Source organism: Deefgea chitinilytica, assembly GCF_016881405.1.
Taxonomy (GTDB): Bacteria; Pseudomonadota; Gammaproteobacteria; order Burkholderiales; family Chitinibacteraceae; genus Deefgea; species Deefgea chitinilytica.
In genome coordinates, this window is record NZ_WOFE01000003.1 from 294,491 (window position 1) to 309,310 (window position 14,820).

Here is a 14,820-nt window from a genome sequence, read left to right on the forward strand (position 1 = left end):
CGAATTCATAATTCGTCAGGTACGTTTTTGCGCTGGTAGTGCAGCATTAGATTTGAGAAAGGAGGCCATAAGATCGAAGCAAATAAGCTACCAGCAAAATAGCCCCAGCCAACAAATGGCTCGCCCATCAGACTACGAATAAATACCATAATCGCTTGCGATAAAATCAGCAAAGCAAATGCAACTAGCGCTTGTTGCCAGAACGGAAAAATCGCCAGTTGTCGCTGCCGAACCAAGGCTAGATAGGCAATCACCGAATAGGCGAGCGCGTGCTGGCCTAATACATTGCCATCAGCGACATCCATCGCCAGCCCAAGAAAGAAAGCGCAAGCTACACCGACGCGGCGAGGTTGATTAAGAGCCCAATAAATAATCAGAAAGGCAATAAAATCGGGTGCAAAATTGATTGCGGTCGCTTGCCAAGGCAATAAATTAATCAACATCGCAATCAGAAACGATGAAATGATAAATCCAACGCCGGCGGGGCGTAATAATTGGCGACTAATTGGCATAATGTAATCCCCTCAGGCGAGTGCGAAGCGGTGGCATTAGTGTTTTTTGGCTTTTGGCGCTGAGGCTTCGGTTGGGTAAGGAGGAGGCGTAGCTGGCGCATCTAAAATCAGAAAATAACGATGCTGATCGATCTGGGCTAAAGGCTCACTGTAAATTCGAGCAAAAGCGTTTCCTGTGGTGCGTTCAATCTTGGTGACTTTGGCTACGGGCAGTCCGGCGGGGTAAATGCTATCGATGCCAGAGGTGAGTAAGCGATCGCCAACTTGGATATCGACATTTGGCGCCATATTGCGCACTTCCAACGGCGCATGCCGTCCAGAACCATAAACGACGGTGCGTAATTGATTGCGTTCAATCATCACTGGCACCATGTGATTTCGATCCGACAGTAGGCGTACTTCGCTGGTCAATGGTTGAACTCGAACGATTTGCCCGACCACACCACTGGCATCCAGCACAATTTGTCCGGGGCTAATGTCGCTTTGTTGTCCTTTATCTAGCACCAATTTAGCCGCAAATGGATCGCGGCTATTGTATAAAATTTTGGTCAATTGAGCTTGGCGAGGCGTGTTTTCGCTGGCAATTTTTAGATTACGTAAGTGCGCATTTTCTATTTCTAAGGCATTTAGACGCATCGCCATGCCTTTGGCAGCTAATTTCTCGTTATTCAGCATTTTGTTTTCGCTGACCAGCTGAGTTTGTTGCTGTAGATAATCATTGCCTTCAATTAAGGCGTTAATTGGGGTTGTTGCCAGCCATTGCAAAGGATAAAGCGCTAGCGATAGCTTATCGCGGACTTGATTCAGTAGCTGATAATTGGCATCGCCCACCATCAATCCAATCGAGATTGCTGAGAATATTAAAACCCGCGTGAGCGGTTTAGGGCCTTGCTTAAAAAAGGCGGGTTGGTTGGCTTGCATTCTGAGTTAGGACTTAGGGGTTAGCTGTTGCTTAGATTTGGCGGGCGTAGGCGTATGAGGCGTGATGCGACTTATTTTTCCCCTCACGCCCAGCACCTCACTCCTTACACGACTTAGTCGTTTGCAAAAATGCCAATGCTGCCTTTGTCGAGCTTCTCAAGTGCTTTGCCCGTGCCGCGTACCACGCAAGTCAATGGATCTTCGGCCACAATCACGGGTAAGCCAGTTTCTTCCATTAAAAGACGATCCAAATCGCGTAAAAGTGCGCCGCCACCTGTGAGCACCATGCCTTTCTCGGCAATATCAGCACCCAATTCTGGAGGAGTTTGCTCCAGTGCTTGTTTCACCGCAGAAACGATTTGGTTGAGCGGGTCAGTCAATGCTTCCAAGATTTCGTTGCTAGAAATCGTGAATGAGCGTGGAATACCTTCGGCCAAATTGCGGCCTTTGACTTCCATTTCGCGCACTTCAGCGCCAGGGAAGGCAGAACCGATGCGTTTTTTGATTTCTTCCGCCGTCGTTTCGCCAATCAACATGCCGTAATTGCGGCGAATGTAGTTGATGATAGCTTCATCAAATTTATCACCACCCACGCGAACGCTAGAAGCGTATACGATGCCGCCGAGTGAAATTACGCCAACTTCGGTCGTGCCGCCACCGATATCAACCACCATCGAGCCCGTTGCTTCTTCAACAGGCAAGCCAGCACCGATCGCGGCGGCCATAGGCTCTTCGATCAATTCCACTTTACGCGCACCAGCGCCAAGAGCCGATTCGCGAATCGCGCGACGTTCCACTTGCGTCGAGCCGCAAGGTACGCAAATCACGATGCGCGGTGGCGATGAAAACATACGGCTTGGGTTCACCTTTTTGATGAACTGTTTCAGCATTTGCTCGGTGATAGTGAAGTCAGCAATCACACCATCTTTCATTGGGCGAACTGCGTTGATATTGCCAGGCGTGCGGCCTAACATTTTTTTTGCTTCTGCGCCGACCGATAAAATCGTTTTTTTGCCTGAAGGGCCGCCATCTTGTTGAATCGCCACTACTGATGGCTCATCCAAAACGATCCCTTTACCTTGCATATAAATCAAGGTGTTAGCGGTGCCCAAGTCGATGGCGATGTCGTTGGCAAAGTAGCCAGAGAGAAGTCCAAACATTAAATTTCCCGCAATATATGAGGTGTGATGGCCGGCTGAATTTGGGTTCAGCCCACTAGTAAATGGGTAGCGTGCGCGTATTATGCTGCATTGCAACGAAACTCGCAGCGCATTTGTTTTTTATCGTTTCGCGTCCACTTTTAACGCTACAACGAGCGGTTGTCGCGGGTGGGAGAAACAAACCCGATATGATACCCTATTGTGCTGATGTTGAAGAAGGTTTAACGGAGTAAATACGACCATGTTGCAATCAATTTGCGATCTACGGCGTAACAGAGCTCCGCGCGTAGTTTCAGGTTTGTATCTACAAATCGACGATGTTCGGCGTCAAAGGGCTACGCTGCCGCTTAAGGACGTGTCTACAAGGAATTTATTATGTCGTTATCAATCGACGATGTTCGGCGCATTGCGCGTCTGGCACGGATTTCCGTGACCGAAAATGAAGTGGCTGAGAGCCAAGTCCAGCTCAACCGCTTGTTTGATTTAATTGAAGAAATGCGCGCCATTGATACCACCGGCATCGCACCAATGCCGCATCCGCAAGACATGCTACTTCGCTTACGTGACGATGTAGCAACCGCGACCAATCGTCGCGAAGCGTTCCAAGCGGTAGCGCCAGCGGTAGAAAACGGCCTGTATCTAGTTCCGAAAGTCATTGAATAAGGAGTTGCGGTGAGGTGTGAGGTGTGAGGAGTAAGGTGCTAAAGCCTTTACCCCTCACCCCTCACTCCTTACCCCTCACACGCTATGAATTACACCATCAAACAAATCATCGACCAACTCGCTGCGGGACAAACAACCGCCGTGGCGTTGGCCACGCAATATCTAGATCGAATCGAAGCGCATGCAGATCTGAATGCCTTTATCACTGTGGATCGCGAAAAAGCCTTGGCGCAAGCCGCTGCTGCCGATGCCGCTCGTGCTGCGGGCGACAAACGCCCCTTGCTCGGCGTGCCGTTTGCACACAAAGACATCTTTTGCGCCGAAGGTTGGAAAACCACCTGCGGCAGCAAAATGCTCGACAACTTTGTCGCTCCGTATTCATCGAATGTCGCAGAGCTTTGCGACGCTGCGGGTTTAGTGCCGCTAGGTCGCACCAATATGGACGAGTTCGCAATGGGCTCGAGCAACGAAAACAGCTTCTACGGCGCAGTGAAAAACCCGTGGGATTTCAACGCTGTTCCCGGTGGTTCATCAGGTGGTTCGGCAGCAGCAGTCGCTGCACGTTTAGTGCCGATGGCAACGGGCACCGATACTGGCGGCTCGATTCGCCAACCTGCGGCTTTTTGCGGGATTACGGGGATTAAACCGACCTACGGTATCGTGAGCCGTTTTGGCATGATTGCTTACGCCAGTTCCTTGGATCAAGGCGGTGCAATGGCGCAAACCGCTGAAGACTGCGCGATTTTGCTCAATGTGATGGCGGGTTTTGACGAGCGCGATGCCACCAGCCTTGAGCATGCCAAAGAAGATTACACACGTGATTTGAATACGCCGCTGGCCGGCATCAAAATCGGCTTGCCGCGTGAATATTTCGCCGAAGGTTTGGCCGACGACGTTCGTGCTGCAATTGAAACCGCGATTGCCGAATACAAAAAGCTCGGTGCTACGATTGTCGATGTGAGCTTGCCGAACACCAAAATGGCGATTCCAGCGTATTACGTGATTGCACCCGCCGAAGCCTCGACTAATCTGAGCCGTTTTGACGGCGTGCGCTACGGTCACCGCGCTGCCGATTACAATGGCCTCAATGATATGTATGAGAAAACGCGTGCAGAAGGGTTCGGGAACGAAGTCAAACGCCGCATTTTGACCGGCGCGTATGTACTGAGCCACGGTTACTACGACGCGTATTACCTGCAAGCGCAAAAAATCCGCCGCATTATTTCGGATGATTTCCAAGCCGTATTCAAACAATGCGACGTGTTGTTTAGCCCGGTGTCACCAAGCACCGCATGGAATCTAGGTGAGAAAAACGCCGATCCAGTCGCGATGTATTTGGAAGACATCTACACGCTCGGCGTGAATTTGGCTGGCTTGCCAGCGATGAGCGTGCCAGTCGGCTTCGGTAGCAATGGTCGCCCAGTGGGTATGCAAATCATCGGTAATTACTTGTCGGAAAGCCGAATGCTCGGCATCGCGCATCAATTCCAGCAAGTGACTGATTGGCACACCAAGGCGCCACAACTCTGAGGAGAGCGGCATGGCATTAACGCAAAGTGATTTTGTTTCGCCTGAGCAATATTTGGCTGAAGAAGAATTACGGCAGGAACGGCATGAATATTATGACGGACTCGTTTATGCCATGACGGGGGGCACGTTGGCGCACAATATACTGGCGATGAATCTGCTCGTTCGTCTGATGCCGCATTTGCAAGGCTCACCTTGCCGAGCGTTTATTAACGACGTGCGCCTACAGATCGAGAGTGCTGATTGTTATTTTTATCCAGATTTATTGGTGCATTGCGCTGAAACTGCCAAATCGAGTTCGACGGTGAGTTCAGCCAAGATCGTGGTCGAAGTGCTGTCGCCCTCGACGGGTAGCTATGATCTGGGTAAGAAATTCGACATCTATCGTCAGCTCGATTCATTGCAAGAGTATGTATTGATTGACTCGGAATCAAAGAATGTACGGGTGTATCGCCGCGCAGAGCATGGTGACTGGGTTTTTCACGCCTATACCTGTGATGAAACTTTGCGTCTAGCCAGTATTGATTTTTCTGTGTCGTTGACTGAACTGTACGACGACACGGGCATTGAGGAATAAACCATGAAATGGGAAGTCGTAATCGGGCTAGAGGTTCACACTCAGCTCACCACAAAATCGAAAATTTTCTCACCGGCCAGCACCGCATTTGGCGCTGCGCCGAATACGCAAACTGCGGTGGTGGATATCGCCTTGCCGGGTGCTTTGCCAGTGATGAACCGCGCCGCCGTTGAGCGCGCAATTCAGTTTGGCCTTGCGATTGGCGCGAACGTCAAACGCAGATCAGTCTTTGATCGTAAAAACTACTTTTACCCTGATTTGCCAAAAGGCTATCAAATTTCTCAAATGGATTTGCCAGTGGTTGAAGGCGGCGTCATCACGATCCAAGTCGGCGATGAAGAGCGCAAAATCAACCTCACTCGCGCCCATTTAGAAGAAGATGCCGGCAAATCGCTGCACGAAGACTACCAAGGCATGACCGGTATCGACTTAAATCGCGCCGGTACGCCGCTGCTCGAAATCGTCTCTGAACCAGAAATGCGCTCATCGGCTGAAGCGGTGGCTTACGCCAAAGCGTTGTACGAGTTAGTCACGTGGATTGGCATTTGCGACGGCAATATGAGCGAGGGCTCATTCCGTGTCGACGCCAACGTGTCGGTGCGCCCCGCAGGCCAAGTTGAATTTGGCACGCGCCGCGAAATTAAAAATCTGAACTCGTTCAAATTCTTGCAGCAAGCGATTGATTACGAAATCCGCTGGCAAATCGAAACCATCGAAGACGGCGGCCGCGTCGTGCAAGGCACGGTGCTGTTTGACCCCGACAAAGGCGAAACGCGCATGATGCGCAGCAAAGAAGACGCGCATGATTACCGCTACTTCCCCGATCCAGATTTGCCGCCGCTAGTGATTTCAGAAGAATGGATTGAGCGTGTACGCAGCGAATTGCCAGAATTGCCAGCAGCAATGCAAACACGCTTTGTCGAACAGTATGGTATTACCGCCTACGATGCGCGGATGTTGACCACTAGCAAGATACTGGCCGCTTACTTTGAAGCCACCGTTGCCGCGGGCGCGGATGCCAAACTCGCCGCGAACTGGATCATGGGCGACATCTCCGCCACGCTGAACCGCGAAGAGAAAACGATTGCCGATTGCCCTGTGTCTGCAGAAGCGCTCGGCGCGCTGATCGGCCGCATTGCCGACAACACGATCAACAATAAAACCGCTAAAGACGTGTTGAAGAAAATGTGGGAATCGGGCGATTCAGCCGATGTGATTATCGAGCGTGATGGTCTGAAGCAAGAGTCGGACACTGGTGCGATTGAAGCAATTGTTGATACCGTGCTGGCGGCCAATCCAAAGGCGATTGAAGAATATCGCAGTGGTAAAGAGAAGGCACTCAATGCCTTGGTTGGCCAAGTAATGAAAGGCTCAGGCGGCAAGGCCAATCCAGCGATGGCGTTGGAGTTGTTGAAGAAGAAGGTGGGGTAAATTTATTAAGTCGGTGAAAACCGACTTAATTCTTTCTAGTGCATTGCGATCGTGCGTGAGTTGAGGCTAGTTAGTTGCTGCCCGACTCTTCTTCGGCAATTCTAAGAAGGCAATCTTTTTGTGCTGTAGCGCCAAGTTTTTTGTCTTTAGGAACTGTCAATTTAAAGGATGATGATGATCACTGCATTTAATCTTGCTGGTTTTTTTGCCGCGCACGCTATTTGGTGCGTTTCTGATGGAGAAGTCCTGACACCAATGTTTGCCTATGTAGACGATCATGATAAAAAAATGGAGCGGCTCGACGTTGGCGGGGACTTGGAAAAATCTGTTGATTACGGAAAACAAATGCTTGAGTCTAATAACTCAGACGCCAATGATGCTGTTTTGTTGTACGACGGAAGGATCACAATTAATGGTGATAAAATCGATGCAATCATTGTGGAGATAAGGTGTTATTTTTCACCGTCCTCTAAAGCAATTATGGCTATTCCTTATAAGACAGCTGCGGTTGGAGATTTTCGTGTGTTCAAGCCAAAGCTCCTACAATGGGATAATTGCGATGACTTTAGTCTTGATTCTGCTTTCGAGTCATTTTTTTATGGTGTTGACTCCCATGAAAAAGGTTCTGCTGTGTGGGATAAGGCGATAGATCAATCAATGTGATTGTCGTTGCAAGTTTGCCTTGCTGCCACGTAGCTAGTAGGGCGTAATCGCCGAAGGCATTACGCCGCATGAATATGGCTTGGTGTATTGCCGCTTCGCGTCGAATACACCCTACCAATAACAAAAAAACCGCCCGATTGATTCTGGCGGCTTTGTTTTATGCGGCTGCGCCGCGAAGGTTTTGGGGCGCGAGCTGCGCGCGGCAGGTTCATTTCTTTTGCTTCTCCAAAAGAAACGAACCAAAGAAAAGGAGCCCCGGGCGCGCCCAGCTCCGCTGTGCCCTCGCGTGGCGTGAGCCAAACGATGAAGCCGTTTGTCTCCCTTCGTGCTTCGGTGCGCTTAGACGGGATTTGAAAACCCATGATTCCACCATTCATTTACTTTATTTTGAGTTGCTACTGGTTGGCATTGCCACTGGATTCCGGCCTGCGCCGGAATGAGAGTTTATTGGGTAAGTTTCCTATGTATTTAATTGTAGCCATTGATTAGCAATGGCTGGATGGCAATACATCTAATTAATTTCAAATTTATTTTGCTGAAGATACTCTGGCGCTCAATTAGAGCGGATTGCCCGTGGAGCCGCGCCGTTCGGGAGGCGGTTGGCAAGGTTTTAAGACGCGACTGTTTGAGCTGCGCGACGCTAGCGCGCAGCGAGTTTGAGCGTCGCCTTGCCAATTGCCGGACGGACGGGGTTTCGCGGTGATCGGGCGCGCTGGGGTTGTTAGGGGTGGGGCAAGACCACCCCTAACTCGTCAGGCCGGCGAAACGGCCGGTTCACCGCCTGCGCAGCAGGCTTTGCAACTTTGGATCAATCTGCCAGCCCATCGCCTATAGTATTCACACCAATCCCTACGACAGTCTGTAGTAATATCCCGCCATCCCAAATTGGAGCCCAATATGCTCGACCGTTCCTACGTAGAAAAAGCCGCCGACAGCGGCTTAAACAAACTGAAATTACTGCAAACCGATCCGCGCCGCTATGCGCTGCGTTCGATTTTGGCGGGGATGTATTTAACCATTACGGTGTTTGCTTACTGGACGATGGTTCATAACCTGCACGATCTTGCGGTTGGCAAAGTGATTACATCGCTGTTTTTTGGCGTTGGCCTGATCATTATTGTGTTTACCAATGCCGAGCTGTTCACCAGCAATACGATGTATTTGAGCGTGTCGTCTGCGGAAGGCAAAACCAATTGGAAAGAAACGCTGTTTTTGTGGACGGTGTGTTTTTTCGGGAATTTTTTGGGTGCGGTGATTGTAGCGGGTTTGCTCTACGGCGCTGGGATGATTCAGGCTTTGCCCCTCGATCATGCGCTGTATACGGGCGCGGCGCATAAAGTGCATCAAGCGGGTAGCGAGATTTTCTTTAAGGGGATTTTGGCAAACTGGGTGGTGTGTTTGGCGGTGCGCTTGGCTTTGCGCTGTAAAGAAGACGTGGCGAAAATTATGGTGATGATGCTGGTGATTTCTATTTTCGTCTACAGCGGTTATGAGCACTCGATTGCCAATTTGGGTACGTTTTCGATTTCGCTATTAGGTAATGGCAGCATCACGTATAGCGAGGCTTTGCATAATTTGCTGTATAGCACCTTGGGCAATATCGTCGGTGGGGTGGTGCTGTTGGGGTTGCCGTTTGCGTATCTGAATCCGACGGATTATCAGGATGCGAATGTGGATAAATAAATGGGTTGATTGAATTGCAGCATATTTTTTGCGGGCAGGAACTGATTGCAATGCGCTGAGTCTGACCCCACGTAGAGAAACCGTAGTACTTTATTCATGAAAAAGGGGAATTGAAATGGGTTTGTTTGATATGTTCAAGAGCGACACCAGCACGACAATGAGTCCGCATTTCGCTTTTGCGACGGGCTTGCTGTATATGATGTCGGCCGATGGCGAGATGGATAACGAAGAAGTGGGTCATTTGTTGTCGGTATTGGGCGGACAAAAATCAAGCAGTGGTGCGATCGGTGTTGGTGCGCAAAATCGTCAATTGCTTGACCGTGCTTTGGCCTACCGTCAAAAGAACTCGATTGATACCTTCCTTGCTGAAGCGACGCCAGTGCTGACTGATGCGCAAAAAATGTGCATTTTGATGAATATGCTCGATTCTGCTTTCTCGGACGGTGAAGCAGAGCCAGAAGAGCAAGCTCTGTTTGCCAAGATTCAAACTGCGTTTGGCATCAGCGATGAGCGTTTCAAACCCTTCTTTGAAGTGCTGATGGTTAAAAACGATCGCTCAGTGTTCGTAAATAAAGATCACCCAAGCAATCAACCTGGCTACACGGTGAAATTGAGCTAATTTACTGTTTTCGTTTCACATAAAACCGCCCTTGTGGCGGTTTTTTATTGGGCGAGCACAAAAAAGCAGCGCGTATGTCTCGCTGTCGTGGCAAATTGGGCTCTGAGCGGCTAGGCTAAAAGCGTCTCGTAGATGCTGGAGAAGTCTGATGTCAGAACCGCAAATTGCGCAAAAAGCGCCGTATGTTGTCGAGGTTGAGGCTGGTAAAACTTATTATTGGTGCGCCTGTGGTCATAGTAAAACTCAGCCGTTTTGTGATGGTACGCATCGGCATACGCATATGCAGCCGATTAAGTTTGTCGCCGAAGACAGCGAGACGTTGTATTTATGCGGCTGTAAACACAGCGAAGAAAAACCGTTTTGCGATGGCTCGCATGCTCACTTATAAACCACCAAGATGTATTGGCGTGTAGGCTTTGATTTGTATTGCTTATAGGTTAATACATCAGATTTATTCGAGTTGAGCCAAACTTTTCACCATGTGCAGATAGGTTTCAGCATGCGCTTGGCCGTGGCGAGATTCACGCAGCGCCAAGCTCCATTGTGCAATTGCAGCTTTGAGTTGCTGTGGCGTATTGGCGGCCTTGATTTTGTCTTGCATATTCGCAGCCATGACGCCTAAAAAGCGCGTAGAACTTTCTAGCATGATTTGCTGAATTTCGGCGTAGGGCAGGTTAGTTTGCTGGATCGCGGAGGGTTGAGCAGGGCTAGGGCTGATTGCCTGCACAATCAAATTGCCGCCACTCACCCCAATTGGCTCGCCATCCGATTTAGCTGTGTCTTGCATCAGTTTGACATAGCCATCCATGATCAAATCGTATAAGGCTTGACCAAACTGAATATGGTTAAATTGCTGAATTAGCTCGCGTGCGGTATGGCGGCCATCGACCAGCACCAACACTTGCCGCATATGCAGCGATAGCGTGCGCTTTTGCTGGCGAAGTACGGCGAGGCCTTTTTCAGTTTTGCAGTAGAGCGAATCTGGCAGGATATAAATGGCGTTCATCATCAAATCCTTATATACACAAACATAACACCAACATAGCTCTGCTTTCTATTCGTGCAAGAAATTGTTTTTCGCTGCTGATAAACGGTAGGTGCTTGTTTTTGTTACGTATTTATTGCTGCTGTGGCAGCTAGGACTGATGTGGCTTGCTGCTTCGCAACGCAGCAAAGCATGGTGAAGTGGTATTGAAGTTGTGTATTTTTATCTGAGCAGTGAGTAGCTCTGCGCCGAGCGGGTTGGAGACGCGGCACATGCTGAGCCGACTCAATTTGAATCAGCAGAATGAATCTTTTACTCCTCAGCAGTCCAATTGCGCCATGCTCGCAGTAGCGCCGCTTGGCCGTGCTTGACACCTGCTTCATCGATTAAATTCCACACGGTCGCATTCTCAATCCAAAAGCGGCGGCCTGATTTGGCGATACGCAGGCCGCGATAGCCTGTGCTAAAGCCATGTTGATCTACCGCCGCGAGTAATTGGGCGCGCTCCTCGCGATTAGGTGCTTCGGCTGATAGCCGCGAGGGCAGGCCGATCAATTCGGCGTGGGCATATTCAAAGCAGTTTTGTGCCGTTTGATTGGCATAAATAAAGCACGGGTCACTGGCGGTATTGTGCGCGAGAATTGCAAATGGTGCGTCGTGTTGTAGCCAGTCTGCGGCTTGCTCGGCGGTGTAGCCTGCTGGCGTGAGTGATTCACCGAGCAGACGCTGGTAGCTGCTGAGAATGAGTTGGCTTAGTTCAAGTTGAGTCATAGGAATCGGTCGACGAAAGACGCTGCTACTGTAGCTGAAATCGGTGATGTCGAGCTAGTGCTGAGGGCGTGTCGTAAGCGAAGGCGTAAAAAAGGCTGCTAGTCGAGTGCTAGCAGCCAGTATGGTGTTGATACGACCGACTCTGTTGAATCAATCAAGTCGGTCATTTCATCGGATTATTGCAAATCAAAGCGATCCAAATTCATCACCTTGCTCCATGCAGCAACGAAATCAGCGATGAATTTTTGCTGGGCATCGCTGGCTGCGTAAACTTCGGCAATCGCGCGTAGTTGCGAGTTCGAGCCAAAGACGAGATCCACGATGGTCGCCGTTGCTTTGACTGCACCCGTTTTGCGGTCACGCCCTTCAAGCACGCCTTCGCTGGCGGTGCGTTGCCATTGCGTACTCATATCGAGTAGCTGCACGAAGAAATCATTAGTCAATGTTTCAGGTTTGCTGCTGAAATTACCATGTTGGTCTGGGTTGAGGGCACGCAAGCCACCAATCAACACCGTCATTTCTGGTGCGGTGAGCGTGAGCAGTTGCGCTTTATCGATCAGTAACTCGGCAGATGCAGACTCTAAGCCGGCTTTAACGTAATTACGGAAACCATCGGCCAGCGGTTCTAGCACCGCAAACGAGGCGACGTCGGTTTGCTCTTGCGTCGCATCCATGCGACCAGCAGCAAACGGCACTTGTATTGCCACTCCCGCTTTTTGCGCGGCAGCTTCTACTGCGGCATTGCCACCCAACACAATTAAATCGGCGAGCGAAACTTGTTTGCCATCGGTTTGTGCACTATTAAATTCAGCTTGAATCGCGCTCAGTTTGGCCAGTACGGCGGCCAATTGCGTCGGTTGATTCACCGCCCAGTCTTTTTGCGGCGCAAGGCGAATGCGTGCGCCGTTGGCACCACCACGTTTATCACTGCCACGGAAGGTCGACGCTGAAGCCCACGCTGTTGTAACTAACTGGCTGATTGAGAGGCCACATGTAAGTAGTTTGGCTTTGAGCGCGGCAATGTCTTGCTCGTTGATTAACGGATGATTCACTGCAGGAATCGGGTCTTGCCAAATCAGTGTTTCGCTTGGCACGAGCGCGCCCAAATAGCGGCTGCGTGGGCCTAAATCGCGGTGCGTTAGTTTGAACCAAGCGCGGGCAAATGCGTCGGCAAATTCGGCGGGGTTTTGATGGAAACGGCGCGAAATTTTCTCATAAGCGGGGTCCATGCGCAGCGACATATCGGCGGTGGTCATCATTGGTGGATGTTTTTTCGCTGGGTCGTGTGCATCGGGAATCATGTGCTCGGGTTTCACATTTTTGGCAACCCATTGTTTGGCACCGGCAGGGCTCTTGGTGAGTTCCCATTCATAGCCAAACAGCATATCAAAGTAGCCGTTGTCCCACGTGGTTGGGTTCGGTTTCCACGCGCCTTCGATACCGCTAGTGGTGGTGTGTACGCCTTTGCCACTGCCAAACTGATTAATCCAGCCTAGACCTTGTGCTTCGATTGGTGCGGCTTCTGGTTCCGGGCCAACGAGGGCAGGATCACCTGCGCCATGGGCTTTACCAAAAGTATGTCCTCCTGCCACCAGTGCGACGGTTTCTTCATCATTCATCGCCATTCGCGCAAAGGTTTCTCGTACGTCACGACCCGATGCGACTGGATCGGGGTTGCCATCTGGGCCTTCTGGATTCACGTAAATCAAGCCCATTTGTACCGCAGCGAGTGGATTTTCCAGCTGGCGCTCGCCTGAATAGCGGCTGCCTGGCTTATCGCTGGTTGCTAGCCATTCTTTTTCCATGCCCCAGTAGATATCTTCTTCTGGCTCCCAAATATCGACGCGACCGCCGGCAAAACCAAAGGTTTTAAAGCCCATCGATTCGAGCGCAACATTCCCTGCGAGAATCATCAAGTCAGCCCAAGAAATTTTGCGGCCGTATTTTTGTTTAATCGGCCATAAAAGACGACGGGCTTTATCCAGATTTCCGTTGTCGGGCCAGCTATTGAGTGGGGCAAAGCGCTGATTGCCAGTACCTGCGCCGCCACGACCGTCGGTGACCCGATAGGTGCCGGCTGCATGCCATGCCATCCGAATCATTAAGCCGCCATAATGCCCCCAGTCGGCTGGCCACCAGTCTTGTGAGTCAGTCATCAGCGCTTTTAAATCGGCGGTGAGTGCGTTTAGATCCAGTGTTTTAAATTCGCTGGCGTAGTCAAATGCTGCGCCCATTGGATCGGATTTGCTGGAGTGCTGGTGCAAAATGCTCAGTTTCAGTTGGTTTGGCCACCAGTCGGCGTTGGATGGTGCCGCAGCAACTGCGTTGCGTTGCAGGGTATTCGAAAATGGGCACTTAGATTCATTAGACATGACGTACTCCTTAGTTGATGTGAAATCAAATGGCTGTACTACTCTAGAACGTTATGGTTTGATTTTCTAATTGGATTTAGCAATCGGCTTAATAGTTCTAATTCTCATTGTGTGATTAGTTCATAGCGTGGGCTGCGTTTTTAGATCAGTGCGAGCCGTTTGCCTTGGTGCTTGAATTGATCAGGCGTAGCATGATTGGTTTCTGACGGGGGGAGGCGCTGTATGCAATTGGTGATCGGCAATAAAAATTATTCGTCTTGGTCTTTGCGTCCTTGGCTGGGTTTGAAAGTGGCTGGCATCGAGTTTGAAGAACGCTTGCATAATTTGTACGCGGAACATGCGCGAGAAGAGCGCTTGCAATGGTCGCCAACTGGCAAAGTCCCGGTGCTGCTCGATGATGACCTCACGATTTGGGAAACTATTGCGATTGCTGAATACATCGCCGAGCGTTTTCCATTGGCGCAATTGTGGCCACAAGATCCGATTGCCCGCGCCTTAGCGCGTACCGTTTGTGCTGAAATGCATGCGGGTTTTGCGGCTTTGCGAACAGCGTGCCCGATGGATGTGCGTAGTCGTCATGCTTTTGAGCTGACGCCGGAAGTCGCTGCTGATGTTGCGCGTATTGTTGCCTTGTGGGCTGATTGCCGCGAGCGTTATGGGATTGCCTCCAGTGAAGGTGAGTTTTTATTTGGTCATTTCACGTGGGCGGATGCGTTTTTTGCGCCGGTGGTCACGCGCTTTGTCAGTTATGGCATTGAAGTGCCGACAGAGGCGCAGCTCTATATGCAAACTGTGCTCGCTTTACCTGCGATGCAAGAATGGATTGCCGCCGCTGAACTTGAAGCTTGGACAGCACCGTAAGTTCAGCGCGACATCTAGTGCGCTGGCGGTCTTGTTACAATAAATAATCCAAAAACAGCGCTTACGAGTGCTGTT

General features: G+C 50.4%; 16 protein-coding genes. 9 read left to right on the plus strand and 7 right to left on the minus strand.

Going from position 1 to position 14,820, the window contains the following annotated elements; genetic code table 11:
• Positions 1-5 precede the first annotated feature (5 nt).
• From mreD to GM173_RS09375, 3 genes are all read right to left on the minus strand, one after another.
• Positions 6-512, minus strand: coding sequence for a rod shape-determining protein MreD (gene mreD, locus GM173_RS09365; RefSeq protein WP_203571110.1), 507 nt, complete (start codon positions 510-512; stop codon positions 6-8).
• A 36-nt stretch (positions 513-548) separates the two neighbouring features.
• The gene (gene mreC / locus GM173_RS09370) at positions 549-1,433 is read right to left on the minus strand and encodes a rod shape-determining protein MreC (protein ID WP_203571111.1); all 885 of its coding nucleotides are present in this window, start codon (positions 1,431-1,433) and stop codon (positions 549-551) included.
• A gap of 113 nt (positions 1,434-1,546) precedes the next feature.
• Positions 1,547-2,593, minus strand: coding sequence for a rod shape-determining protein (locus GM173_RS09375; protein WP_203571112.1), 1,047 nt, complete (start codon positions 2,591-2,593; stop codon positions 1,547-1,549).
• Positions 2,594-2,968: 375 nt separating this feature from the next.
• Here GM173_RS09375 and gatC point away from each other — a divergent pair, with 375 nt between their 5' ends.
• From gatC to GM173_RS09400, 5 genes are all read left to right on the plus strand, one after another.
• Positions 2,969-3,256: an Asp-tRNA(Asn)/Glu-tRNA(Gln) amidotransferase subunit GatC gene (gene gatC, locus GM173_RS09380; RefSeq protein WP_203571113.1), complete on the plus strand. Its 288-nt coding sequence runs from the start codon at positions 2,969-2,971 to the stop codon at positions 3,254-3,256.
• A gap of 84 nt (positions 3,257-3,340) precedes the next feature.
• Complete coding sequence (gene gatA / locus GM173_RS09385) at positions 3,341-4,786, plus strand: Asp-tRNA(Asn)/Glu-tRNA(Gln) amidotransferase subunit GatA (RefSeq protein ID WP_203571114.1); 1,446 nt, start codon at positions 3,341-3,343, stop codon at positions 4,784-4,786.
• A gap of 10 nt (positions 4,787-4,796) precedes the next feature.
• Positions 4,797-5,360 carry a Uma2 family endonuclease gene (locus GM173_RS09390; RefSeq protein WP_203571115.1) on the plus strand — a complete coding sequence of 188 codons (564 nt, stop codon included), beginning with the start codon at positions 4,797-4,799 and terminating at the stop codon, positions 5,358-5,360.
• A 3-nt stretch (positions 5,361-5,363) separates the two neighbouring features.
• Positions 5,364-6,791 carry an Asp-tRNA(Asn)/Glu-tRNA(Gln) amidotransferase subunit GatB gene (gene gatB / locus GM173_RS09395; RefSeq protein WP_203571116.1) on the plus strand — a complete coding sequence of 476 codons (1,428 nt, stop codon included), beginning with the start codon at positions 5,364-5,366 and terminating at the stop codon, positions 6,789-6,791.
• Between the two features lie 174 nt (positions 6,792-6,965).
• Complete coding sequence (locus GM173_RS09400; protein ID WP_203571117.1) at positions 6,966-7,454, plus strand: hypothetical protein; 489 nt, start codon at positions 6,966-6,968, stop codon at positions 7,452-7,454.
• A 59-nt stretch (positions 7,455-7,513) separates the two neighbouring features.
• On the opposite strand, the gene GM173_RS09405 is transcribed toward GM173_RS09400, so the two are convergent.
• Positions 7,514-7,816: a hypothetical protein gene (locus tag GM173_RS09405; protein ID WP_203571118.1), complete on the minus strand. Its 303-nt coding sequence runs from the start codon at positions 7,814-7,816 to the stop codon at positions 7,514-7,516.
• 535 nt (positions 7,817-8,351) lie between these two features.
• On the opposite strand from GM173_RS09405, the gene GM173_RS09410 reads away from it, so the two are divergent.
• From GM173_RS09410 to GM173_RS09420, 3 genes are all read left to right on the plus strand, one after another.
• Positions 8,352-9,137 carry a formate/nitrite transporter family protein gene (locus GM173_RS09410; protein WP_203571119.1) on the plus strand — a complete coding sequence of 262 codons (786 nt, stop codon included), beginning with the start codon at positions 8,352-8,354 and terminating at the stop codon, positions 9,135-9,137.
• A gap of 115 nt (positions 9,138-9,252) precedes the next feature.
• Entirely contained in the window at positions 9,253-9,756 is a 504-nt protein-coding gene (locus GM173_RS09415; RefSeq protein ID WP_203571120.1) for a tellurite resistance TerB family protein, read from the plus strand.
• A gap of 148 nt (positions 9,757-9,904) precedes the next feature.
• Positions 9,905-10,144 carry a CDGSH iron-sulfur domain-containing protein gene (locus GM173_RS09420; RefSeq protein ID WP_203571231.1) on the plus strand — a complete coding sequence of 80 codons (240 nt, stop codon included), beginning with the start codon at positions 9,905-9,907 and terminating at the stop codon, positions 10,142-10,144.
• A 63-nt stretch (positions 10,145-10,207) separates the two neighbouring features.
• On the opposite strand, the gene GM173_RS09425 is transcribed toward GM173_RS09420, so the two are convergent.
• From GM173_RS09425 to katG, 3 genes are all read right to left on the minus strand, one after another.
• The gene (locus GM173_RS09425) at positions 10,208-10,762 is read right to left on the minus strand and encodes a hypothetical protein (protein WP_203571121.1); all 555 of its coding nucleotides are present in this window, start codon (positions 10,760-10,762) and stop codon (positions 10,208-10,210) included.
• 291 nt (positions 10,763-11,053) lie between these two features.
• Entirely contained in the window at positions 11,054-11,512 is a 459-nt protein-coding gene (locus GM173_RS09430; RefSeq protein ID WP_203571122.1) for an MEKHLA domain-containing protein, read from the minus strand.
• Positions 11,513-11,688: 176 nt separating this feature from the next.
• Positions 11,689-13,884, minus strand: a complete 2,196-nt coding sequence (katG, locus tag GM173_RS09435) for a catalase/peroxidase HPI (RefSeq protein ID WP_203571123.1) — start codon at positions 13,882-13,884, stop codon at positions 11,689-11,691.
• A gap of 222 nt (positions 13,885-14,106) precedes the next feature.
• Here katG and GM173_RS09440 point away from each other — a divergent pair, with 222 nt between their 5' ends.
• Entirely contained in the window at positions 14,107-14,745 is a 639-nt protein-coding gene (locus GM173_RS09440) for a glutathione S-transferase family protein (RefSeq protein WP_203571124.1), read from the plus strand.
• Positions 14,746-14,820 lie beyond the last annotated feature (75 nt).

Bases quoted from the DNA above. Each gene is read 5' to 3' on its own strand.
- mreD (WP_203571110.1), bottom strand. From the start codon at position 512: ATGCCAATTAGTCGCCAATTATTACGCCCCGCCGGCGTTGGATTTATC.
- mreC (WP_203571111.1), bottom strand. From the start codon at position 1,433: ATGCAAGCCAACCAACCCGCCTTTTTTAAGCAAGGCCCTAAACCGCTC.
- GM173_RS09375 (WP_203571112.1), bottom strand. From the start codon at position 2,593: ATGTTTGGACTTCTCTCTGGCTACTTTGCCAACGACATCGCCATCGAC.
- gatC (WP_203571113.1), top strand. From the start codon at position 2,969: ATGTCGTTATCAATCGACGATGTTCGGCGCATTGCGCGTCTGGCACGG.
- gatA (WP_203571114.1), top strand. From the start codon at position 3,341: ATGAATTACACCATCAAACAAATCATCGACCAACTCGCTGCGGGACAA.
- GM173_RS09390 (WP_203571115.1), top strand. From the start codon at position 4,797: ATGGCATTAACGCAAAGTGATTTTGTTTCGCCTGAGCAATATTTGGCT.
- gatB (WP_203571116.1), top strand. From the start codon at position 5,364: ATGAAATGGGAAGTCGTAATCGGGCTAGAGGTTCACACTCAGCTCACC.
- GM173_RS09400 (WP_203571117.1), top strand. From the start codon at position 6,966: ATGATCACTGCATTTAATCTTGCTGGTTTTTTTGCCGCGCACGCTATT.
- GM173_RS09405 (WP_203571118.1), bottom strand. From the start codon at position 7,816: ATGGGTTTTCAAATCCCGTCTAAGCGCACCGAAGCACGAAGGGAGACA.
- GM173_RS09410 (WP_203571119.1), top strand. From the start codon at position 8,352: ATGCTCGACCGTTCCTACGTAGAAAAAGCCGCCGACAGCGGCTTAAAC.
- GM173_RS09415 (WP_203571120.1), top strand. From the start codon at position 9,253: ATGGGTTTGTTTGATATGTTCAAGAGCGACACCAGCACGACAATGAGT.
- GM173_RS09420 (WP_203571231.1), top strand. From the start codon at position 9,905: ATGTCAGAACCGCAAATTGCGCAAAAAGCGCCGTATGTTGTCGAGGTT.
- GM173_RS09425 (WP_203571121.1), bottom strand. From the start codon at position 10,762: ATGAACGCCATTTATATCCTGCCAGATTCGCTCTACTGCAAAACTGAA.
- GM173_RS09430 (WP_203571122.1), bottom strand. From the start codon at position 11,512: ATGACTCAACTTGAACTAAGCCAACTCATTCTCAGCAGCTACCAGCGT.
- katG (WP_203571123.1), bottom strand. From the start codon at position 13,884: ATGTCTAATGAATCTAAGTGCCCATTTTCGAATACCCTGCAACGCAAC.
- GM173_RS09440 (WP_203571124.1), top strand. From the start codon at position 14,107: ATGCAATTGGTGATCGGCAATAAAAATTATTCGTCTTGGTCTTTGCGT.